A 22997-nucleotide genomic window follows, 5' to 3' on the forward strand; every position below is an offset into this window, starting at 1 on the left:
GGAAAACGCGACGCATGAAAGCAGCGGCAAAAACGCTAAAACCAAAACGTCAGGAAGAACAGGCCAACTTTGTCAGTTGGCGTTTTGCGTTGCTTTGCGGCTGCATTTTACTCGCTCTGGGTTTTCTGCTGGGACGCGTGGCCTGGCTGCAAATCATCGCCCCTGACATGCTGGTGCGTCAGGGCGACATGCGCTCCCTGCGCGTCCAGGAAGTGTCGACATCCCGCGGGATGATCACCGACCGTTCGGGTCGTCCGCTGGCGGTGAGCGTGCCGGTGAAGGCGATCTGGGCCGATCCGAAAGAGCTGCACGACGCTGGCGGTATCACGCTTGATAACCGCTGGAAGGCGCTTGCGGATGCGCTGAAGATGCCGCTGGACCAGTTAGCTTCACGCGTAAATACGAACCCGCGAGGGCGCTTTATCTATCTGGCGCGTCAGGTGAACCCTGACATGGCGGACTACATCAAAAAATTGAAGCTGCCTGGGATCCATCTGCGTGAAGAATCCCGTCGTTACTATCCATCCGGCGAAGTGACTGCTCACCTCATTGGCTTTACTAACGTTGATAGCCAGGGGATTGAAGGCGTTGAAAAAAGCTTTGATAAATGGCTCACCGGCCAGCCCGGCGAGCGCATTGTGCGTAAGGACCGCTATGGTCGCGTGATCGAGGATATTTCCTCTACGGACAGCCAGGCCGCACACAATCTGGCCCTGAGTATTGATGAGCGGTTACAGGCGCTGGTTTACCGCGAGCTGAACAATGCCGTGGCCTTCAACAAAGCGGAATCGGGCAGTGCCGTGTTAGTCGATGTCAACACGGGTGAAGTGCTGGCGATGGCCAATAGCCCGTCCTACAACCCTAACAATCTTACCGGTACGCAGAAGGATATTATGCGTAACCGTACCATCACCGACGTGTTCGAACCGGGTTCGACCGTTAAGCCGATGGTGGTCATGACTGCCCTTCAGCGCGGTATCGTCAATGAAAACACCGTCCTGAATACCATTCCATACCGAATTAACGGCCACGAGATCAAAGACGTGGCGCGCTACAGCGAATTGACCCTGACCGGGGTGTTACAGAAGTCGAGTAACGTCGGTGTTTCAAAGCTGGCGTTAGCGATGCCGTCCTCAGCGTTAGTAGAGACTTACTCACGTTTTGGGCTTGGAAAGGCGACCAATTTGGGGTTGGTCGGAGAACGCAGTGGCTTATATCCTCAAAAACAACGGTGGTCTGACATAGAGAGGGCCACCTTCTCTTTCGGCTACGGGCTAATGGTGACACCGTTACAGTTAGCGCGAGTCTACGCAACGATCGGCAGCTATGGCGTTTATCGTCCGCTGTCGATTACCAAAGTTGATCCACCGGTTCCCGGCGAGCGTATCTTCCCGGAATCAACCGTCCGTACGGTTGTTCATATGATGGAAAGCGTGGCGCTGCCCGGCGGCGGCGGCGTGAAGGCGGCAATTAAAGGTTATCGCATCGCCATCAAGACCGGTACGGCGAAAAAAGTAGGGCCGGACGGCCGCTATATCAACAAATACATTGCCTATACCGCAGGCGTTGCGCCTGCAAGCAATCCGCGTTTTGCGCTGGTGGTAGTGATAAACGATCCACAGGCGGGGAAATACTACGGCGGCGCCGTCTCCGCGCCTGTGTTCGGGGCTATCATGGGCGGCGTGTTACGCACCATGAACATCGAACCGGATGCGCTGGCGACGGGCGAAAAAAGTGAATTTGTAATTAATCAAGGCGAGGGTACAGGTGGCAGATCGTAATTTGCGCGACCTTCTCGCTCCGTGGGTGCCAAATGCACCGGAGCGAGCACTGCGAGAGATGGTACTGGACAGCCGCGTGGCTGCTTCTGGCGATCTTTTTGTGGCGGTGGTCGGTCATCAGGCGGACGGGCGTCGTTATATCCCGCAGGCGATTGCGCAAGGTGTGGCTGCCATTATTGCTGAGGCCAAAGATGAGGCAACCGACGGTGAGATCCGTGAAATGCACGGGGTGCCGGTCATCTATCTCAGCCAGTTGAACGAGCGTCTTTCCGCGCTGGCGGGACGTTTTTATCACGAACCTTCCGACCAGCTGCGCCTGGTTGGCGTGACGGGTACCAACGGTAAAACCACCACCACGCAGCTCATGGCGCAGTGGGCCCAGCTGCTGGGTGAAACCGGTGCGGTGATGGGTACCGTGGGTAACGGCCTGCTGGGTAAAGTGAGCCCCACGGAAAACACCACCGGCTCGGCGGTAGACGTACAGCATGTGCTTGCCGGTCTGGCAGGGCAGGGGGCAACCTTTGCTGCGATGGAAGTCTCTTCGCACGGTCTGGTTCAGCACCGCGTCGCGGCGCTGAAATTTGCTGCTTCCGTGTTTACCAACCTGAGCCGCGATCATCTTGATTATCATGGTGATATGGAGCATTACGAAGCCGCGAAATGGCTGCTGTTCTCTACTCACCATTACGGACAAGCCATCATCAACGCCGACGACGAAGTGGGCCGCCGCTGGCTGGCGAAGCTGCCGGATGCGGTTGCGGTGTCGATGGAAGACCATATCAATCCGAACTGCCACGGCCGCTGGCTGAAGGCGGTTGAGGTGAATTATCACGACAGCGGGGCGACAATCCGCTTTGCCTCTTCCTGGGGTGAAGGCGAAATTGAAAGCCGCCTGATGGGCGCCTTTAACGTCAGCAATCTTCTGCTGGCGCTGGCAACGCTGCTGGCGCTGGGTTATCCAATGGCTGAACTGCTGAAAACCTCAGCGCGTCTGCAGCCGGTTTGCGGCCGTATGGAAGTGTTCAGCGCGCCGGGCAAGCCGACCGTTGTGGTTGATTATGCCCACACGCCGGATGCGCTGGAAAAAGCGCTGGAAGCGGCGCGCCTGCACTGCGCCGGTAAGCTCTGGTGCGTGTTTGGCTGTGGCGGCGATCGCGATAAAGGCAAACGCCCGCTGATGGGGGCTATTGCCGAGCAGTTCGCAGATATTCCGGTTGTGACCGATGACAACCCGCGTACCGAAGAGCCGCGCGCCATCATTAATGACATTCTGGCGGGCATGCTGGACGCGGGCCGCGCTCGCGTGGTGGAAGGGCGTGCGGAAGCCGTGACCAACACCATCATGCAGGCGCAGGAGAATGATGTTGTCCTGCTGGCGGGCAAAGGCCATGAAGATTATCAGATCGTTGGCAATCGCCGTCTGGACTACTCGGACCGCGTAACGGCAGCACGCCTGCTGGGAGTCGTGGCATGATTAGCATCACGTTAAGCCAGGCTGCTGCCATCCTGCAGGGCGACCTGCACGGGCAAGACCTGACCATTGATGCCGTAACGACGGACACCCGCAAGATTACCGCAGGCTGTCTGTTTGTGGCGCTGAAAGGCGAGCGTTTTGACGCGCATGATTTTGCAGAACAGGCCAAAGAGAACGGCGCCGGTGCGCTGCTCGTCAGCCGCAAGCTCGATATCGATCTGCCACAAATTGTGGTGAAAGATACGCGTCTCGCGTTCGGTGAGCTGGCCGCCTGGGTTCGCCAGCAGGTCCCTACGCGCGTTGTCGCCTTGACCGGTTCATCAGGCAAGACGTCGGTGAAAGAGATGACGGCGGCGATCCTCAGCCAGTGCGGGAATACGCTTTATACCGCGGGCAACCTCAATAATGACATCGGCGTGCCGATGACGTTACTCCGCCTGACCAAAGAACATGAATTTGCGGTAATCGAGTTAGGGGCAAACCACCAGGGCGAAATCGCCTGGACCGTGAGCCTGACTCGCCCGGAAGCCGCGCTGGTGAATAACCTCGCGGCGGCGCATCTGGAAGGCTTTGGCTCGCTGGAAGGCGTAGCGAAAGCCAAAGGTGAGATTTACACCGGTCTGCCGGATGACGGTATCGCCATTCTGAACGCCGACAACAACGACTGGCTGAACTGGCAAAGCATTATTGGTTCGCGTAAAACCTGGCGCTTCTCGCCGAATGCGGCCAACAGTGATTTTACCGCGACCAATATCCATGTGACGTCGCACGGTACGGAGTTCACCCTCACCACCCCAACGGGTGGCGTAGATGTGCTGCTGCCGCTGCCGGGTCGCCATAACATCGCCAATGCGCTTGCGGCGGCGGCGTTGTCGACGGCAGTGGGCGCGTCGCATGAAGCGATTAAAACCGGGCTGGCGAACCTGAAAGCCGTGCCGGGGCGTCTGTTCCCGATTCAGCTTTCGGAAAACAAGCTGCTGCTGGATGACTCCTACAACGCGAACGTGGGCTCGATGACGGCGGCGGTGCAGGTGTTATCTGAAATGCCGGGCTACCGCATCATGGTGGTGGGCGATATGGCAGAGCTGGGCGACGAAAGCGAAGCCTGCCATACCCAGGTCGGTGAAGCGGCGAAAGCGGCAGGGCTGGACTGCGTGCTGAGCGCAGGAAAACTGAGCCATGCGATTAGCCAAGCCAGCGGCGTTGGCGAGCATTTTGCTGATAAAACCGCGTTGATAGCGCGCCTTAAGGCGTTGATTACCGAAAAACAAATTGTGACTGTGTTAGTGAAAGGTTCACGTAGTGCCGCCATGGAAGAGGTTGTGCACGCATTACAGGAGAACGGGACATGTTAGTTTGGCTGGCCGAACATTTGGTCAAATATTATTCAGGCTTTAACGTCTTTTCGTATCTGACGTTTCGCGCCATCGTCAGCCTGCTGACTGCGCTGTTCATCTCGTTGTGGATGGGCCCGCGCATGATTGCCCGTCTGCAAAAACTCTCTTTCGGCCAGGTTGTGCGTAACGACGGTCCGGAATCGCACTTCAGCAAGCGCGGCACGCCGACCATGGGCGGGATCATGATCCTGACCGCCATCGTCGTTTCCGTGTTGCTGTGGGCCTATCCCTCCAACCCGTACGTCTGGTGCGTTCTGACGGTACTGGTGGGTTACGGGATCATCGGTTTTGTGGATGATTACCGCAAAGTCGTCCGCAAAGATACCAAAGGCCTGATCGCGCGCTGGAAGTATTTCTGGATGTCGGTGATCGCGCTGGGCGTGGCCTTCGCTCTGTATCTGGCCGGGAAAGATACGCCAGCCACCGAGCTGGTCGTGCCGTTCTTTAAAGACGTGATGCCACAGCTGGGGCTGTTCTACATCCTGCTGGCCTACTTTGTGATTGTCGGTACCGGCAACGCCGTTAACCTGACCGACGGTCTGGATGGCCTGGCCATTATGCCAACCGTCTTTGTGGCCGCCGGTTTTGCGCTGGTGGCGTGGGCGACCGGTAACATGAACTTTGCGAACTACCTGCACATCCCTTATTTGCGCCACGCGGGTGAGCTGGTGATCGTCTGTACGGCGATTGTCGGCGCGGGGCTGGGCTTCCTGTGGTTCAACACCTATCCGGCGCAGGTCTTTATGGGTGACGTCGGTTCTCTGGCCTTGGGCGGTGCGCTCGGCATTATCGCCGTACTGCTGCGTCAGGAGTTCCTGCTGGTGATCATGGGCGGCGTGTTTGTGGTTGAAACCCTGTCGGTGATTTTGCAGGTCGGTTCCTTCAAGCTGCGCGGTCAGCGCATCTTCCGTATGGCGCCGATTCACCACCACTATGAACTGAAAGGCTGGCCGGAGCCGCGCGTGATTGTGCGCTTCTGGATTATTTCGCTGATGCTGGTGCTGATTGGCCTGGCAACGCTGAAGGTACGTTAATCATGGCAGATTACCAGGGTAAAAAAGTCGTTATCATCGGGTTGGGCCTCACGGGGCTCTCCTGCGTGGACTTTTTCCTCGCACGCGGCGTGACGCCACGCGTGATGGATACGCGTGTCTCTCCGCCGGGTCTGGACAAACTGCCGGAACAGGTTGAACGCCACCTTGGTGGTCTGAATGATGACTGGCTGCTGGCAGCCGATCTGATTGTCGCCAGCCCGGGTATGGCGCTGGCGCACCCTTCGCTGAGCGCTGCTGCGGATGCGGGCGTTGAGATTGTCGGCGATATCGAGCTGTTCTGCCGCGAAGCGCAGGCACCTATTATCGCCATTACCGGTTCTAACGGTAAAAGCACCGTCACCACCCTGGTGGGGGAAATGGCGAAAGCGGCGGGCATGAACGTCGGCGTTGGCGGTAACATTGGTTTACCCGCTCTGATGCTGCTGGATAAAGGCTGCGAGCTGTATGTTCTCGAGCTTTCCAGCTTCCAGCTGGAAACCACCTCCAGCCTGCATGCTGCGGCCGCGACGATCCTCAACGTGACTGAAGATCATATGGACAGGTATCCATTTGGTCTGCAGCAGTACCGTGCCGCCAAGCTCCGCGTTTATGAAAATGCCAAAGTCTGCGTTGTTAACGCCGATGACGCGCTGACCATGCCGGTGCGTGGCGCAGACGATCGCTGTATCAGCTTCGGTATCACGATGGGGGATTACCACCTGAACCGTCAGCTGGGCGAAACCTGGCTGCGCGTGAAGGGTGAGAAAGTGCTGAACGTGAAAGAGATGAAGCTCTCTGGTCAGCACAACTATACCAATGCCCTGGCGGCGCTGGCGCTGGCGGATGCAGTAGGGCTGCCGCGATCCTCCAGCCTGAAAGCGTTAACCACGTTTTCTGGTCTGGCGCACCGTTTCCAGCTGGCGCTGGAGCACAACGGCGTGCGCTGGATTAACGACTCCAAAGCCACCAACGTCGGAAGCACGGAGGCCGCGCTGAACGGTCTGCACGTTGACGGCACCCTGCATTTACTGCTGGGCGGCGACGGTAAATCAGCTGATTTCTCCTCCCTGAAGCCGTATCTCGCCGGAGATAACATCCGCCTGTACTGCTTCGGCCGTGACGGCAGCGAGCTGGCTGAACTGCGCCCTGAGGTTGCCGAGCAAACCGAAACCATGGAACAGGCGATGCGGCTGATTGCCCCTCGCGTGAAGCCAGGCGATATGGTGCTGCTCTCTCCGGCCTGTGCCAGTCTCGATCAATTCAAGAATTTCGAACAGCGTGGTGATGTCTTTACCCGCCTGGCGAAGGAGTTAGGCTAATGCGTTTATCTCTCCCTCGCCTGAAAATGCCGCGCCTGCCAGGATTTGGGATCCTGGCATGGGTGTTTGCGGCGCTCAAAGGCTGGGTGATGGGCTCTCGTCAAAAAGATAACGACAGCCTGGTCATGTACGATCGCACGCTGTTCTGGCTCACGATGGGGTTGGCGGCGGTAGGCTTTATTATGGTCACGTCAGCGTCAATGCCCGTCGGGCAGCGTCTGGCGAACGATCCTTTCCTGTTTGCCAAGCGTGATGGTCTTTACATCATCCTGGCGTTCTGTCTGGCGCTGGTGACCTTGCGCCTGCCGATGGAGTTCTGGCAGCGGCACAGTACGGCGATGCTGATCGCCTCGATTATTATGCTGCTGATCGTACTGGTGGTGGGGAGCTCTGTTAACGGGGCATCACGCTGGATCGCCTTTGGCCCGCTGCGTATTCAGCCTGCGGAATTTACCAAACTCTCCCTGTTCTGCTACCTGGCAAACTACCTGGTGCGTAAGGTAGATGAAGTGCGTAACAACCTGCGCGGCTTCTTAAAACCGATGGGTGTGATTCTGGTGCTGGCGGTATTACTGCTGGCGCAGCCTGACCTCGGTACCGTTGTCGTGCTGTTCGTTACCACCCTGGCGATGCTGTTCCTGGCGGGCGCGAAGCTGTGGCAGTTCATCGCTATTATCGGGATGGGGATTTCGGCGGTTGTGCTGCTGATCCTCGCCGAGCCTTACCGTATTCGCCGTGTGACCTCATTCTGGAACCCGTGGGAAGATCCGTTCGGCAGCGGTTATCAGCTGACGCAGTCGCTGATGGCCTTTGGTCGCGGTGAAGTCTGGGGGCAGGGGCTGGGTAACTCGGTACAGAAACTGGAGTATTTACCGGAAGCGCATACTGACTTCATCTTCTCCATTATTGCGGAAGAACTGGGTTATATCGGTGTGGTATTAGCGCTATTAATGGTATTCTTCGTCGCTTTCCGCGCCATGTCTATCGGCCGGAAAGCGCTGGAGATCGATCACCGCTTCTCAGGATTCTTAGCCTGTTCAATTGGTATCTGGTTTAGCTTCCAGGCATTGGTTAACGTCGGGGCCGCAGCGGGTATGCTGCCGACCAAAGGTCTGACGCTGCCGTTGATCAGTTATGGTGGTTCGAGTCTGTTGATTATGTCGACGGCCATCATGTTTTTGTTGCGTATAGATTATGAGACGCGTCTGGAAAAAGCCCAGGCGTTTACACGAGGTTCACGATGAATCAACCGAAGCGGTTAATGGTGATGGCAGGCGGTACCGGCGGACACGTTTTCCCGGGGCTGGCTGTTGCGCACCATTTAATGGATCAGGGCTGGCAGGTACGCTGGCTGGGAACCGCAGACCGCATGGAAGCCGATCTGGTACCGAAGCACGGTATCGAGATCGACTTTATTCGTATTTCCGGCCTTCGGGGCAAAGGCCTCAAGGCAATGCTGCTGGCTCCGGTGCGTATTTTTAACGCCTGGCGTCAGGCGCGCACCATCATGAAGCGCTTTAAGCCAGATGTGGTGCTGGGCATGGGCGGCTATGTCTCTGGTCCTGGCGGGCTGGCGGCGTGGTCGTTAGGCATTCCCGTTGTGCTACATGAACAGAACGGTATTGCTGGTCTGACCAACAAGTGGCTGGCGAAAATCGCTACCAAAGTTATGCAGGCGTTTCCCGGTGCGTTCCCGAAAGCGGACGTGGTGGGTAACCCGGTGCGCGTGGACGTGCTGGCGCTCCCGCTGCCGGACGCTCGCCTGACGGGCCGTGAAGGGCCGGTTCGTGTACTGGTCGTCGGCGGCTCTCAGGGCGCACGCATTTTAAACCAGACGATGCCGCAGGTTGCCGCAAAGCTGGGGGATACCGTGACCATTTGGCACCAGAGCGGAAAAGGCGCTCAGCAGACCGTTGAGCAAGCTTACGCCGAGGCGGGGCAGCCGCAGCATAAAGTCACAGAATTTATCGACGACATGGCGGCGGCGTATGCCTGGGCCGATGTCGTGGTTTGTCGTTCAGGCGCGCTGACGGTGAGCGAGATCGCCGCCGCGGGTCTGCCGGCCCTGTTTGTGCCGTTCCAGCACAAAGACCGACAGCAGTACTGGAATGCGCTGCCGCTTGAGAAAGCCGGTGCCGCGAAGATTTTTGAACAGCCACAATTTACCGCCGACGCGGTCGCCACCACCCTGGCGGGCTGGAACAGAGACGCACTGCTGGAGATGGCGCAACGCGCACGCGCGGCCGCTATCCCTGATGCGACGGAACGGGTGGCAAAAGAAGTGAGCCTGGCAGCCCAGGCTTAACCCTCGCAGCGCGTGTTGCGCTGCACGAATTTTAAGTAGTCGATGGCGTTTAGAGAATGAATACACAACAACTGGCAAAACTGCGTTCAATCGTGCCCGAGATGCGTCGCGTCCGGCACATTCACTTTGTTGGCATCGGTGGTGCTGGCATGGGCGGTATTGCCGAAGTGTTAGCTAACGAAGGTTATCAGATCAGCGGGTCTGACCTGGCGCCAAACCCTGTTACGCAGCAGCTGGCGTCGCTTGGGGCGACTATCTATTTCAACCATCGTCCGGAAAACGTGCGCGATGCGAGCGTGGTGGTGGTCTCAAGCGCCATCTCCTCTGACAATCCGGAAATCGTTGCCGCGCATGAAGCGCGCATTCCGGTGATCCGCCGTGCAGAAATGCTGGCGGAACTGATGCGTTTCCGTCACGGCATCGCCATTGCCGGGACTCACGGTAAAACCACGACCACGGCGATGGTCTCCAGTATTTATGCGGAAGCGGGTCTCGACCCGACGTTCGTCAACGGCGGTCTGGTCAAAGCCGCGGGCGTACACGCGCGTCTGGGCCACAGTCGTTATCTGATTGCCGAAGCGGATGAGAGTGACGCGTCGTTCCTGCACCTGCAGCCGATGGTGGCGATTGTCACTAACATTGAAGCTGACCATATGGATACCTACCAGGGCGACTTCGAGAACTTAAAGCAGACCTTCATCAACTTTCTGCACAACCTGCCGTTCTATGGACGCGCGGTGATGTGCGTAGACGATCCGGTGATCCGCGAGCTGCTGCCGCGTGTGGGTCGTCAAATCACCACTTACGGCTTTAGTGAAGACGCTGACGTCCGCGTGGAAGAGTACAAACAGATCGGTGCGCAGGGGCACTTCACGCTGGCGCGTCAGGACAAAGAACTGCTGCACGTCACGCTGAATGCGCCAGGTCGCCATAACGCCCTCAATGCCGCAGCGGCTGTGGCCGTCGCGACGGAAGAAGGCATTGATGATGATGCCATTCTGCGCGCGCTGGAAAGCTTCCAGGGCACCGGCCGTCGCTTCGACTTCCTCGGTGAATTCCCGCTGGACGCCGTGAACGGTAAAGTCGGCACTGCGATGCTGGTGGACGACTACGGCCACCATCCGACCGAAGTCGACGCCACCATTAAAGCCGCACGCGCAGGCTGGCCGGACAAAAATCTGGTGATGGTCTTCCAGCCGCACCGCTTCACGCGTACGCGCGATCTGTACGACGATTTCGCCAGCGTCCTGTCACAGGTAGACACCCTGTTAATGCTGGACGTGTACGCCGCAGGCGAGACGCCGATTCCGGGGGCTGACAGCCGTTCCCTGTGTCGTACCATCCGTGGACGCGGTAAAGTTGACCCTATTCTGGTTTCTGACCCAGCACAGGTGGCGGAAATTCTGGCACCGGTCCTGACAGGTAATGATTTGATTCTGATTCAGGGCGCGGGAAATATCGGCAAAATCGCCCGTACCTTAGCTGAAATCAAACTGAAGCCGCAAACCCAGGAGGATGAGCATCATGGCTGATAAGATTGCTGTCCTGTCTGGCGGCACCTCCGCCGAGCGCGAGGTTTCCCTGAATTCCGGCGCGGCTGTGCTGGCGGGCCTGCGCGAAGGTGGCGTCAATGCGCACCTGGTCGACCCAAAAGAGGTCGACGTGACGCAATTAAAAGCCATGGGTTTCGATAAAGTCTTTATCGCTTTGCATGGTCGCGGCGGCGAAGACGGCACCCTGCAGGGGCTTCTGGATTTGATCGGCATGCCTTACACCGGCAGCGGCGTGATGGCCTCCGCTATCTCTATGGACAAACTGCGCAGCAAGCTTCTGTGGCAGGGCGCGGGGTTACCCGTTGCGCCATGGGTAGCACTGACGCGTCGCGAATTTGAATTGGGCCTGCCGGATAGCGTTAATACACGCATTGCTGAGCTGGGCTTACCGGTTATTGTAAAGCCCAGCAGGGAAGGTTCGAGCGTGGGAATGTCCAAAGTCGAGAAAGCTGAAGATCTTTCGTCCGCTTTAGCACTGGCATTTCAACATGATGAAGAAGTTCTGGTTGAAAAATGGCTCAGCGGGCCGGAATTTACCGTCGCGATGCTTGGCGAAGAAATTTTACCGTCAATTCGTATCCAACCGGCCGGAACCTTCTATGATTATGAGGCGAAGTATCTCTCTGATGAGACGCAATATTTCTGCCCTTGTGGTCTTGAAGCTGAGCGTGAAGCAGATTTACAGTCCCTGGTGCTTAAAGCTTGGCATATTCTGGGTTGTCAGGGCTGGGGACGCATCGACGTGATGCAGGACAGTGACGGACAATTTTATCTGCTGGAAGCGAATACCTCTCCGGGAATGACCAGCCACAGCCTTGTGCCGATGGCCGCGCGTCAGGCGGGGATGAGCTTCTCGCAGTTAGTCGTACGCATTCTGGACCAGGCGGGCTGATATGTCTCAGGCTGCATTGAACACGCGCAACCGCGATGACGAGGACGAATACGCCTCCTCACGCCGCAGTAATGGAACGCGTCTTGCAGGCATCATTTTCCTGCTCGGGGTGCTGTGCACCGTGTTTATCAGCGGCTGGATGGTCCTGGGCTGGATGGAAGATGCGCAGCGGTTGCCGCTTTCTAAGCTGGTAGTCACCGGTGAGCGTCACTACACGCGTAACGACGATATTCGCCAGTCAATTCTGGCGCTGGGCTCGCCTGGCACTTTTATGACGCAGGACGTCAACATTATCCAGAGCCAGATAGAACGTCTGCCATGGATAAAACAGGCGAGCGTAAGAAAGCAATGGCCTGATGAATTGAAGATTCATCTGGTTGAATATGTGCCCATTGCGCGTTGGAATGATCAGCACATGGTTGACGCAGACGGAAACTCCTTCAGCGTCCCGGCCGATCGTGTCAACAAGCAAAATTTACCGATGTTGTATGGCCCGGAAGGTAGCGAAAACGAAGTGTTACAAGGTTTTCGCGAAATGGGGCAGGTGCTGGCGAAGGACAGGTTTACGTTAAAAGATGCTGCCATGACGGCGCGCCGTTCCTGGCAGCTGACTTTGACGAACGGCATTAAGCTCAACCTGGGACGCGGCGACACAATGAAGCGTCTGGCGCGTTTTGTCGAACTTTACCCGGTTTTACAGCAGCAGGCACAGACTGACGGCAAACGGATAAGCTACGTTGATTTGCGCTATGACTCAGGCGCAGCAGTCGGTTGGGTACCGGCTCCGGTCGAGGAACCTAATCAGCAACAGAATCAGGCACAGGTACAGGCAGAACAACAATGATCAAGGCGACGGACAGAAAACTGGTAGTTGGACTGGAGATTGGCACCGCGAAGGTTGCCGCTTTAGTAGGGGAAGTTCTGCCCGACGGTATGGTCAATATCATTGGCGTAGGCAGTTGCCCGTCCCGTGGTATGGATAAAGGTGGGGTAAACGATCTTGAATCGGTGGTGAAATGCGTTCAGCGCGCCATCGATCAGGCTGAACTGATGGCAGATTGCCAGATTTCTTCTGTCTATCTGGCCCTTTCTGGTAAGCACATTAGCTGCCAGAACGAAATCGGTATGGTGCCGATTTCCGAAGAAGAAGTGACGCAGGAAGACGTTGAAAACGTCGTGCACACGGCGAAATCCGTCCGTGTCCGCGACGAACATCGCGTGCTGCATGTCATTCCACAGGAATATGCGATTGACTACCAGGAAGGGATCAAGAACCCGGTCGGTCTTTCTGGCGTACGTATGCAGGCAAAAGTGCACCTGATCACATGTCACAACGATATGGCGAAGAACATTGTAAAAGCCGTTGAACGTTGTGGCCTGAAAGTTGACCAACTTATTTTCGCGGGTCTGGCGGCAAGTTATTCCGTGCTGACCGAAGATGAACGTGAACTGGGTGTCTGTGTGGTCGATATTGGTGGTGGTACAATGGATATCGCCGTGTATACCGGCGGTGCGTTGCGCCACACGAAAGTGATCCCTTATGCCGGGAACGTTGTGACCAGCGATATTGCTTACGCTTTTGGTACGCCGCCGAGCGATGCAGAAGCGATCAAAGTGCGCCACGGCTGTGCGCTGGGGTCTATCGTTGGCAAAGATGAGAGCGTTGAAGTGCCGAGCGTCGGTGGTCGTCCACCTCGTAGCCTGCAGCGCCAGACGTTGGCAGAGGTCATTGAGCCGCGCTATACCGAGCTGCTCAACCTGGTCAACGAAGAGATTTTACAGTTACAGGAACAGCTTCGTCAGCAGGGCGTTAAACATCATCTTGCGGCGGGGATTGTATTAACCGGCGGTGCAGCGCAAATTGAAGGTCTTGCGGCCTGTGCTCAGCGCGTATTCCATACGCAGGTGCGTATTGGTGCGCCGCTGAATATCACCGGTTTAACGGATTATGCTCAGGAGCCGTATTATTCAACGGCTGTGGGCCTGCTCCACTACGGGAAGGAATCTCATCTCAGTGGTGAAGCAGAAGTGGAAAAACGCGTCTCAGTGGGGTCGTGGGTCAAACGACTGAACAACTGGTTGCGAAAAGAGTTTTAATTTTTTTAAGAGACCGTAGAGAATTAGCGGTCTCGGGCGACAGGCACAACGGAGAGAGAAATTATGTTTGAACCTATGGAACTGACCAACGACGCGGTGATTAAAGTCATCGGCGTCGGTGGCGGCGGCGGTAACGCCGTAGAGCATATGGTGCGTGAACGCATTGAAGGTGTTGAATTCTTCGCAGTTAACACCGATGCGCAGGCACTGCGTAAGACGGCTGTAGGCCAGACTATCCAGATCGGCGGTGGTATCACCAAAGGGCTGGGAGCAGGGGCTAACCCGGAAGTCGGTCGCAATGCGGCTGAAGAAGATCGTGAAGCGCTGCGCGCTGCACTGGAAGGTGCGGACATGGTCTTCATCGCAGCAGGTATGGGTGGCGGTACCGGTACCGGCGCAGCACCTGTTGTGGCTGAAGTGGCAAAAGATTTAGGTATCCTGACCGTTGCTGTCGTGACCAAGCCTTTCAATTTTGAAGGCAAGAAGCGTATGGCCTTCGCGGAGCAGGGTATCACCGAGCTGTCCAAGCATGTGGACTCGCTGATCACCATCCCGAACGACAAGCTGTTGAAAGTTCTGGGTCGCGGTATTTCCCTGCTGGACGCATTCGGTGCAGCAAACGACGTGCTGAAAGGCGCGGTTCAGGGGATCGCTGAACTGATTACCCGTCCTGGCCTGATGAACGTTGACTTTGCAGACGTTCGCACCGTTATGTCCGAAATGGGCTACGCGATGATGGGCTCTGGCGTGGCGAGCGGTGAAGACCGTGCTGAAGAAGCGGCTGAAATGGCTATCTCTTCTCCACTGCTGGAAGATATCGATCTGTCTGGTGCGCGCGGCGTGCTGGTCAACATTACCGCTGGCTTTGACCTGCGTCTGGATGAGTTCGAAACCGTGGGGAACACCATCCGTGCGTTCGCCTCTGACAACGCTACCGTGGTAATCGGTACTTCCCTTGACCCTGAAATGAACGACGAGCTGCGTGTTACTGTTGTTGCGACCGGTATCGGTATGGACAAGCGTCCTGAGATCACCCTGGTGACCAACAAGCAGACTCAGCAACCGGTAATGGATCGTTACCAGCAGCACGGTATGTCTCCTCTGACTCAGGAGCAGAAACCGGCCGCGAAAGTGGTGAACGACCCAACGCCGCAAACGGCGAAAGAGCCAGATTATCTGGATATCCCGGCGTTCCTGCGTAAGCAAGCTGACTAAGAATTGGCTGGAATTAGGGGATTTGCGCTCTTTGTGCTAAACTGGCCCACCGTTAGTGATATACACTCTCGGTTGGATAGTTAATTTGGCGAGATTATACGATGATCAAACAAAGGACACTTAAACGTATCGTTCAGGCGACTGGTGTCGGTTTACATACCGGCAAGAAAGTCACGCTGACGTTACGCCCTGCGCCGGCCAATACCGGGGTCATCTATCGTCGCACCGACTTGAATCCACCGGTAGATTTTCCGGCCGATGCCAAATCTGTGCGTGATACTATGCTCTGTACTTGTCTGGTGAACGAGCATGACGTGCGGATTTCTACCGTAGAGCACCTGAACGCCGCCCTGGCGGGTCTGGGTATCGACAACATTATTGTTGAAGTCGATGCGCCAGAAATCCCGATTATGGATGGCAGTGCTGCACCGTTCGTCTATCTGTTGCTGGATGCCGGCATCGAAGAACTGAACTGCGCGAAGAAATTTGTACGCATCAAAGAGACCGTTCGCGTCGAAGATGGCGATAAATGGGCTGAATTCAAACCGTACAATGGTTTCTCGTTGGACTTTACCATCGACTTTAACCATCCGGCGATTGACTCCAGCACCCAGCGCTATGCGATGAACTTCTCTGCCGATGCGTTTATGCGCCAGATCAGCCGAGCCCGTACATTTGGCTTCATGCGTGATATCGAATATCTGCAGTCCCGCGGCCTGTGCCTGGGCGGCAGCTTCGATTGTGCCATCGTTGTTGACGATTATCGCGTACTGAACGAAGACGGCCTGCGTTTCGAAGATGAATTCGTTCGTCACAAAATGCTGGATGCTATCGGCGACCTGTTCATGTGTGGTCACAACATCATTGGTGCATTTACCGCGTTCAAATCCGGTCATGCGCTGAACAACAAACTGTTGCAGGCCGTCCTGGCAAAACAGGAAGCCTGGGAATATGTGACCTTCGAAGACGAAGCTGAACTGCCGCTGGCTTTCAAAGCACCAAGCATGGTTCTGGCGTAACGGTTCAAACCGTTTCGTAAAAAAATCGACTGGTTAACCTGGTACTCTCTCCGACCAGGAAGACCAGTCGTTTTTATTTTTACCCTTCTTCGTTTACCCCAGCGTTATCTCTCGTTTGTCTTACTCAGAAAATATGTGCGTTAGCTGCATTCTTGACCGTTTTTCTCCGCGGCGGCACCTCATTCCTGCTGATGTATATTGGCTTTAGTGGTACTATCTGGGCGCTAAAATGAATAACTGAACTCAGCCTCTGCAAGGCTGGCTTATTGGGTGGAGCAGGTGAGCGGAATACTGACGCGCTGGCGACAATTTGGCAGACGTTACTTCTGGCCGCATCTCTTATTAGGGATGGTCGCGGCGAGTTTCGGCTTGCCTGCGCTCAGCAACAGTGCCGAAGCGGCGACGCCCGCAAAAACCTCCACCACTAAACACGATCTCAGCACGCGGGTTAACTTCACTAACCTCGCGTGGCTTGAAGCCAGTCGCCGCCCAAACTTCACCGTCGATTACTGGCACCAGCACGCTATCCGCACCGTTATCCGCCATCTGTCCTTTGCGATGGCACCGCAGGCCATGCCTGTTGCGGAAGAGGCGCTGCCGGTGCAGGCTCAGCATCTTGCCCTGCTGGACACGCTCAACGCGCTGCTCACGCAGGACAGCCAGCCGCCGGTCATGGTTCGTCAGACAACGCAGCGTGCGTTTGTTTCACCAGCTTCATTCTCTGTTTCAACCTGGATTAGCCAGGCTCACGGCATTCGCGCCGGGCCGCAACGCCTCAGCTAAATTAACTTTTTCAATACCTTAATTTATCTGCCCACAATGGGGCGTTTGAGAATTTATTATGCTAATCAAATTGTTAACTAAAGTTTTTGGTAGTCGTAACGATCGTACCCTGCGCCGTATGCGCAAAGCTGTTGCCGTCATCAACGGTATGGAACCAGCGATGGAGAAGCTCTCTGATGACGAGCTGAAAGCGAAAACTGCGGAATTCCGTGCGCGTCTGGAAAAAGGTGAAACCTTAGAAAGCCTGATCCCGGAAGCGTTTGCTGTCGTGCGCGAAGCGAGTAAGCGCGTATTCGGCATGCGTCACTTCGACGTCCAGCTGCTGGGTGGTATGGTGCTCAACGAGCGCTGCATCGCGGAGATGCGTACCGGTGAAGGTAAAACCCTGACCGCAACGCTGCCGGCTTACCTGAACGCGCTGACCGGTAAAGGCGTTCACGTCGTTACCGTCAACGACTATCTGGCGCAGCGTGACGCCGAAAACAACCGTCCACTGTTCGAATTCCTCGGTATGACCGTCGGCATCAACATGTCCGGCCTGCCTGCGCCAGCCAAGCGCGAAGCGTATAACGCAGATATTACCTACGGCACCAACAACGAATACGGCTTCGACTACCTGCGTGACAACATGGCGTTCAGCCCGGAAGAGCGCGTACAGCGTAAGCTGCACTATGCGCTGGTGGATGAGGTTGACTCCATCCTGATCGATGAAGCGCGTACCCCGCTGATCATCTCCGGCCCGGCTGAAGACAGCTCCGAGATGTACCGTAAAGTCGACAAAATCATTCCACACCTGCTGCGCCAGGAGAAAGAGGACTCGGATACCTTCCAGGGTGAAGGCCACTTCTCCGTAGATGAAAAAGCACGCCAGGTGAACCTGACCGAACGTGGTCTGGTGAAAATTGAAGAGCTGCTGGTAGCTGAAGGCATCATGGAAGAGGGCGAGTCCCTGTACTCTCCGAGCAACATCATGCTGATGCACCACGTGACCGCTGCACTGCGCGCCCACGCGCTGTTCACCCGCGACGTCGATTACATCGTTAAAGACGGCGAAGTGATCATTGTCGATGAACACACCGGCCGTACCATGCAGGGACGTCGCTGGTCTGACGGACTGCACCAGGCTGTGGAAGCCAAAGAAGGTGTGGATATTCAGAATGAAAACCAGACGCTGGCGTCTATTACCTTCCAGAACTATTTCCGTCTGTACGAGAAGCTGGCGGGGATGACCGGTACTGCTGATACCGAAGCGTTTGAATTCAGCTCCATCTACAAGCTGGATACCGTGGTCGTTCCAACCAACCGTCCGATGATCCGTAAGGATATGCCGGACCTGGTGTACATGACCGAAGCGGAAAAAATTCAGGCGATCATCGAAGATATTCGCGACCGCACTGCCAATGGCCAGCCGGTTCTGGTGGGGACCATCTCCATCGAGAAATCCGAAGTGGTTTCTCACGAGCTGACTAAAGCGGGTATCAAACATAACGTTCTGAACGCCAAATTCCACGCCAAAGAAGCGGACATTGTTGCGCAGGCGGGTTATCCGGCTGCCGTAACCATTGCCACCAACATGGCGGGTCGTGGTACCGATATTATGCTGGGCGGTAGCTGGCAGGCTGAAGTGGCGGAGCTGGAAAACCCAACGCCAGAACAGATTGCGCAGATCAAAGCCGACTGGCAGGTTCGTCATGACGCCGTCCTGGCTTCCGGCGGTCTGCACATTATCGGTACAGAGCGTCACGAGTCTCGTCGTATCGATAACCAGCTGCGTGGCCGTGCGGGTCGTCAGGGTGATGCCGGTTCATCCCGCTTCTACCTGTCTATGGAAGATGCGCTGATGCGTATTTTCGCCTCCGACCGCGTGTCCGGCATGATGCGTAAGCTGGGGATGAAACCTGGCGAAGCCATCGAGCACCCGTGGGTGACTAAAGCGATCGCTAACGCACAGCGTAAAGTGGAAAGCCGCAACTTTGATATTCGTAAGCAGCTGCTGGAATATGATGATGTGGCTAACGATCAGCGTCGCGCGATCTACACCCAGCGTAACGAACTGCTGGACGTGTCCGACGTGAGCGAAACCATCAACAGCATTCGTGAAGATGTGTTTAAAGCCACCATCGACGCGCATATTCCACCGCAGTCTCTGGAAGAGATGTGGGATATCGAAGGCCTGCAGGAACGTCTGAAAAATGACTTTGACCTCGATCTGCCAATCAAAGAGTGGCTGGATAAAGAGCCTGAGCTGCACGAAGAGACCCTGCGCGAACGTATCTTTGAAACCGCGCTGGACGTCTACAAGCGTAAGGAAGAGGTTGTTGGCGCTGAAATGATGCGTCATTTCGAAAAAGGCGTGATGCTGCAGACGCTCGACTCCCTGTGGAAAGAGCACCTGGCGGCGATGGACTACCTGCGTCAGGGTATTCACCTGCGTGGCTATGCGCAGAAAGATCCGAAGCAGGAATATAAGCGTGAATCCTTCTCCATGTTTGCCTCGATGCTGGAATCACTGAAGTATGAAGTGATCAGCACCCTGAGCAAGGTTCAGGTGCGTATGCCTGAAGAAGTGGAAGCGATGGAGCAGCAGCGTCGTGAAGAGGCCGAGCGCCTGGCACAAATGCAACAGCTGAGTCATCAGACCGACGACAGCGAAGCCGCAGCGGCGATCGCCGCGCAGACCGGCGATCGTAAAGTGGGTCGTAACGATCCTTGCCCGTGTGGTTCCGGTAAAAAGTACAAGGCGTGCCACGGCCGTCTGAGCTAAGTTCATAAAAAAACAAAAAGGCGCAGAAATCTGCGCCTTTTTTATGGAAGTGACAATATGAAAATACTGCAAATTGCCGTCGGGATTATTCGCAACCCGCAAAACCAAATCTTCATCACCCAGCGCGCTGCCGACGCCCATATGGCGAACAAGTGGGAGTTTCCAGGCGGTAAAATCGAGTCAGGTGAAACGCCGGAAGAGGCGCTGGTTCGGGAGCTTCAGGAAGAGGTGGGGATCACGCCGCTTGGCGCAACGCTGTTTGATAAGCTTGAGTACCAGTTTCCGGACAGGCACATCACGCTGTGGTTCTGGCTGGTAGAAAACTGGGAGGGGGAACCCTGGGGAAAAGAGGGACAGCCGGGTAACTGGGTGGAACTTCAGGCAAGTGATGCCGAAAAATTCCCGCCAGCTAATGAACCCGTGATCCTGCGGTTAGTCGCACAACCGTAGGCCTGCTGAGCGAAGCGCCAGCAGGCTTTACAGATTACTGCTGGGTTTCACTCCAGTCATCGCTATCCGAGAGATCGCCTTCGCTTGGAATGCGTTTCTCTTCCGCCGCCCATTCGCCCAGGTCAATGAGCTGGCAGCGCTTGCAGCAGAATGGGCGGAACGGACTGACTTCGCCCCAGACAACGGTTTTGCCACAGGTTGGGCAGCTTACGGTGGTGACATCAGACATCGGCACTCCTTAACAACAGGCCAGTTCAAAATCGAGACGTTCCGGCACGGTGCCATTTTCACTGTCCAGCGGCATAAAGCGAATCGCAAAGCGGCTCTTATGCCCGGAAATCTGTGGGTAAAGCTGTTCGCCGAGAGACAGATTGAGACGCAGAAGATCGGCATCATCACCGTTATCCTGGAAGAAACCATTCAGGCTGGTTTGCTTGCGGAACGGCGCAGAGTTACGGATCAGATCGAGGATCAGCGATAGCGTCTGGTGCATTGGCTCCAGGCTTGCCAGCCAGCTGTTCACCTGTGCGTCACGCTGCGCCTGAGGCATATGTAGCCACATATGCAGCGTCGGCAGGTCGAAGCTGCAGCAGCCGCCAGGAATGCTCAGACGCTGGCGCACCAGGCCAATCAGGCGGTCTTCACGCAAAAACTGCCCGACGCGCGGCGCGGCCATCAGGACGGCGCTGCTGCTTTTCAACTGCTGGCGGAGCGCGTCGATACGGCTCTGATCTACGCCGGGGACCTCTGTCCATGCCTGCAATTTACGCTGCTGGCGCTCCAGCTCTTTGAGTAATTCTGTGCGGACATCGCCGCGTTCAATCACATCCAGCAGATCGCCTACGTTGCGGAAGAAGTGCAGCGCGGTGGCATGATCGTTAACAGGCAGATGTTGTGAAAGTTGTTGAATAAGGAATTCGATGCGCAGCCAGGTGCGCATTTTTTCGTTGAGCGGATGCTCAAAAAGGATGTGTGTCGACATTATGGTTTTTCCTGTGCAACGGCCTGCGCGGCGAACGTCAGATACTGCGCGTGCAGACGGGCAACATCCGATGCAATGGCATCTGGTGCGCCGTTATTATCAATAACATCATCCGCCACGGCAAGGCGCTGAGCGCGCGTAGCCTGAGCGGCAAGAATTTGTTCAGCATGCTCCCGAGAGACGCGATCGCGCGTCATGGTTCTCTGGATTTGCGTTTCGGGTGCGACATCAATCACCAGCACACGATCGGCTTTCTTCTGCAGCTGATTTTCAACCAGTAGCGGAACCACCCACAGGACATAGGGCGAGCGGGCTGCGGCTATCTGACGTTGAGTTTCCTGGTGGATGATGGGGTGGAGCAGGGCATTAAGCCAGGCTTTTTCCGCAGAATCAGAAAAAATACATTCTCGAAGCTGACGGCGATTCAGTGTGCCATCGGCACTGATGACTGCCTGACCAAAATGTTCTGCGATGGCCTTTAGCGCGGGTGTATTGGGCTCTACCACCTGGCGGGCAATGATATCGGCATCAATAATCGTGATACCCAAACGAGAGAACGCGTCCGCAACGGTACTTTTGCCACTACCGATGCCGCCGGTTAATGCGACGATATACCCCATTAATTCAAATCCTGGGAATTATTCATTATTAAAATCAGTTGTTTAAAACTATTAGGTGCGCTGGCAACTGTTTGGCCCTGTTTACCGGCTTTTTACCAGGTAAATTTATAGGATTGTAGCGTAAAAAAAGAGAATTTCGCAGTCTTGCGGAGCAGGTATTAGTGCGTATGATAACGTCACTGGAGTTGTGCTTTTAACATATTTGCCTCTAACCCCAGGAATCCGCACATGCGTATCGAAGAAGATCTGAAGTTAGGTTTTAAAGACGTTCTTATCCGCCCTAAACGCTCTACACTGAAAAGTCGCTCAGACGTTGAACTCGAACGTCAATTCACCTTTAAGCATTCCGGTCAGACCTGGTCTGGCGTGCCGATCATCGCCGCCAACATGGATACTGTGGGAACCTTTGAGATGGCAACCGCCCTGGCACAGTTCGACATTCTCACCGCCGTGCACAAACATTACAGCCCTGAAGAGTGGAATGCGTTTGTTGCGACCGCGCCTGCTGACGTGGTCAAGCATGTGATGGTTTCTACCGGGACCTCCGATGCGGATTTCGAGAAGACCAAACAGATCCTGAACGCTAACCCGGCGCTCAACTTCGTTTGTATTGACGTGGCGAACGGTTACTCCGAACACTTCGTGCAGTTCGTCAGCAAGGCGCGTGAAGCCTGGCCGACGAAAACCATCATCGCGGGCAACGTGGTGACCGGTGAAATGTGTGAAGAGCTGATCCTTTCCGGTGCAGATATCGTGAAAGTGGGTATTGGCCCGGGCTCCGTGTGCACGACCCGCGTCAAAACCGGCGTCGGTTATCCGCAGCTTTCCGCCGTCATTGAATGCGCCGACGCGGCGCACGGTCTGGGCGGCCAGATCATCAGCGATGGCGGCTGCACCATGCCGGGCGACGTTGCGAAAGCCTTCGGCGGCGGCGCAGACTTCGTAATGCTCGGCGGTATGCTGGCTGGACACGAAGAGAGCGGTGGTACCGTTGTGGAAGAAAATGGCGAGAAATTTATGCTCTTCTACGGCATGAGCTCTGAATCCGCGATGACCCGTCACGTCGGTGGCGTGGCAAAATACCGTGCGGCAGAAGGTAAAACCGTGAAGCTGCCTCTGCGCGGCCCGGTTGAATACACCGCGCGCGATATCCTCGGCGGCCTGCGCTCGGCCTGCACCTACGTTGGGGCATCCCGCCTGAAAGAGCTGACGAAACGTACGACGTTTATTCGCGTTCAGGAACAGGAAAACCGCGTGTTCAATAGCCTGTAATGGCTTCTGCTGGCGCATGCCCGTGCGCCAGCACTGTTTA

20 protein-coding genes are annotated in these 22997 nt (G+C 56.0%); 17 read left to right on the forward strand and 3 right to left on the reverse strand.

Translation table 11 applies throughout. The annotated features are described in order from the left end of the window. Positions 1-14: 14 nt before the first annotated feature. The 16 genes from QMN93_RS08845 to mutT all read left to right on the forward strand — a co-directional run bounded on the left by QMN93_RS08845 (position 15) and on the right by mutT (position 20083). Positions 15-1781 (forward strand): peptidoglycan glycosyltransferase FtsI, encoded by a 1767-nt coding sequence (locus QMN93_RS08845; RefSeq protein WP_033144627.1) that lies wholly within the window; start codon positions 15-17, stop codon positions 1779-1781. Further along, positions 1768-3255: a UDP-N-acetylmuramoyl-L-alanyl-D-glutamate--2,6-diaminopimelate ligase gene (gene murE / locus QMN93_RS08850; RefSeq protein ID WP_048979011.1), complete on the forward strand. Its 1488-nt coding sequence runs from the start codon at positions 1768-1770 to the stop codon at positions 3253-3255. The genes QMN93_RS08845 and murE overlap by 14 nt, the downstream gene beginning before the upstream one ends. Further along, complete coding sequence (gene murF / locus QMN93_RS08855) at positions 3252-4610, forward strand: UDP-N-acetylmuramoyl-tripeptide--D-alanyl-D-alanine ligase (RefSeq protein ID WP_193138844.1); 1359 nt, start codon at positions 3252-3254, stop codon at positions 4608-4610. Before murE ends, murF begins: the two co-directional genes overlap by 4 nt. Continuing rightward, complete coding sequence (gene mraY / locus QMN93_RS08860; RefSeq protein ID WP_008501985.1) at positions 4604-5686, forward strand: phospho-N-acetylmuramoyl-pentapeptide-transferase; 1083 nt, start codon at positions 4604-4606, stop codon at positions 5684-5686. Before murF ends, mraY begins: the two co-directional genes overlap by 7 nt. Positions 5687-5688: 2 nt before the next feature. Continuing rightward, positions 5689-7005: a UDP-N-acetylmuramoyl-L-alanine--D-glutamate ligase gene (gene murD, locus QMN93_RS08865; protein WP_069303667.1), complete on the forward strand. Its 1317-nt coding sequence runs from the start codon at positions 5689-5691 to the stop codon at positions 7003-7005. Then, on the forward strand, positions 7005-8249 hold the full coding sequence (gene ftsW, locus QMN93_RS08870; protein WP_023310395.1) for a cell division protein FtsW: 1245 nt from the start codon (positions 7005-7007) through the stop codon (positions 8247-8249). Before murD ends, ftsW begins: the two co-directional genes overlap by 1 nt. Then, complete coding sequence (gene murG, locus QMN93_RS08875) at positions 8246-9310, forward strand: undecaprenyldiphospho-muramoylpentapeptide beta-N-acetylglucosaminyltransferase (RefSeq protein WP_047060136.1); 1065 nt, start codon at positions 8246-8248, stop codon at positions 9308-9310. The genes ftsW and murG overlap by 4 nt, the downstream gene beginning before the upstream one ends. Before the next feature lie 56 nt (positions 9311-9366). Then, positions 9367-10842 (forward strand): UDP-N-acetylmuramate--L-alanine ligase, encoded by a 1476-nt coding sequence (gene murC, locus QMN93_RS08880; protein ID WP_182383045.1) that lies wholly within the window; start codon positions 9367-9369, stop codon positions 10840-10842. Next, a complete protein-coding gene (locus QMN93_RS08885) occupies positions 10835-11755 on the forward strand; it encodes a D-alanine--D-alanine ligase (RefSeq protein WP_039260812.1) in 921 nt (306 codons plus the stop codon). Before murC ends, QMN93_RS08885 begins: the two co-directional genes overlap by 8 nt. 1 nt (position 11756) lies before the next feature. Continuing rightward, positions 11757-12599 (forward strand): cell division protein FtsQ, encoded by an 843-nt coding sequence (gene ftsQ, locus QMN93_RS08890; RefSeq protein WP_023310399.1) that lies wholly within the window; start codon positions 11757-11759, stop codon positions 12597-12599. Beyond that, positions 12596-13852: a cell division protein FtsA gene (gene ftsA / locus QMN93_RS08895; protein WP_023334508.1), complete on the forward strand. Its 1257-nt coding sequence runs from the start codon at positions 12596-12598 to the stop codon at positions 13850-13852. The genes ftsQ and ftsA overlap by 4 nt, the downstream gene beginning before the upstream one ends. Positions 13853-13915: 63 nt before the next feature. After that, positions 13916-15067, forward strand: coding sequence for a cell division protein FtsZ (gene ftsZ / locus QMN93_RS08900; RefSeq protein WP_008501978.1), 1152 nt, complete (start codon positions 13916-13918; stop codon positions 15065-15067). Positions 15068-15168: 101 nt separating this feature from the next. Beyond that, positions 15169-16086 carry a UDP-3-O-acyl-N-acetylglucosamine deacetylase gene (gene lpxC / locus QMN93_RS08905; protein ID WP_008501977.1) on the forward strand — a complete coding sequence of 306 codons (918 nt, stop codon included), beginning with the start codon at positions 15169-15171 and terminating at the stop codon, positions 16084-16086. Between the two features lie 279 nt (positions 16087-16365). Next, entirely contained in the window at positions 16366-16869 is a 504-nt protein-coding gene (gene secM / locus QMN93_RS08910) for a secA translation cis-regulator SecM (RefSeq protein WP_033146485.1), read from the forward strand. Positions 16870-16927: 58 nt separating this feature from the next. Then, positions 16928-19633, forward strand: a complete 2706-nt coding sequence (gene secA / locus QMN93_RS08915; protein ID WP_023310402.1) for a preprotein translocase subunit SecA — start codon at positions 16928-16930, stop codon at positions 19631-19633. A gap of 57 nt (positions 19634-19690) precedes the next feature. Next, a complete protein-coding gene (gene mutT / locus QMN93_RS08920) occupies positions 19691-20083 on the forward strand; it encodes an 8-oxo-dGTP diphosphatase MutT (RefSeq protein WP_023310403.1) in 393 nt (130 codons plus the stop codon). Between the two features lie 34 nt (positions 20084-20117). Here the strand turns inward: mutT and yacG are convergent, their stop codons facing one another. Genes yacG through coaE form a run of 3 tightly spaced genes read right to left on the reverse strand, consistent with a single transcriptional unit; the run spans position 20118 to position 21685 of the window. Next, complete coding sequence (yacG, locus tag QMN93_RS08925) at positions 20118-20312, reverse strand: DNA gyrase inhibitor YacG (protein WP_023310404.1); 195 nt, start codon at positions 20310-20312, stop codon at positions 20118-20120. Between the two features lie 9 nt (positions 20313-20321). Further along, positions 20322-21065 carry a cell division protein ZapD gene (zapD, locus tag QMN93_RS08930; RefSeq protein ID WP_023310405.1) on the reverse strand — a complete coding sequence of 248 codons (744 nt, stop codon included), beginning with the start codon at positions 21063-21065 and terminating at the stop codon, positions 20322-20324. Beyond that, on the reverse strand, positions 21065-21685 hold the full coding sequence (gene coaE, locus QMN93_RS08935) for a dephospho-CoA kinase (RefSeq protein ID WP_033144633.1): 621 nt from the start codon (positions 21683-21685) through the stop codon (positions 21065-21067). Before coaE ends, zapD begins: the two co-directional genes overlap by 1 nt. Before the next feature lie 228 nt (positions 21686-21913). Between coaE and QMN93_RS08940 the strand changes: the two genes are divergently transcribed. After that, positions 21914-22957 (forward strand): GMP reductase, encoded by a 1044-nt coding sequence (locus tag QMN93_RS08940; RefSeq protein WP_064673239.1) that lies wholly within the window; start codon positions 21914-21916, stop codon positions 22955-22957. The last annotated feature ends 40 nt before the right edge of the window (positions 22958-22997 follow it).

Source organism: Enterobacter sp. R-1.6.2 (assembly GCF_035064085.1).
Taxonomy (GTDB): domain Bacteria; phylum Pseudomonadota; class Gammaproteobacteria; order Enterobacterales; family Enterobacteriaceae; genus Enterobacter; species Enterobacter asburiae_B.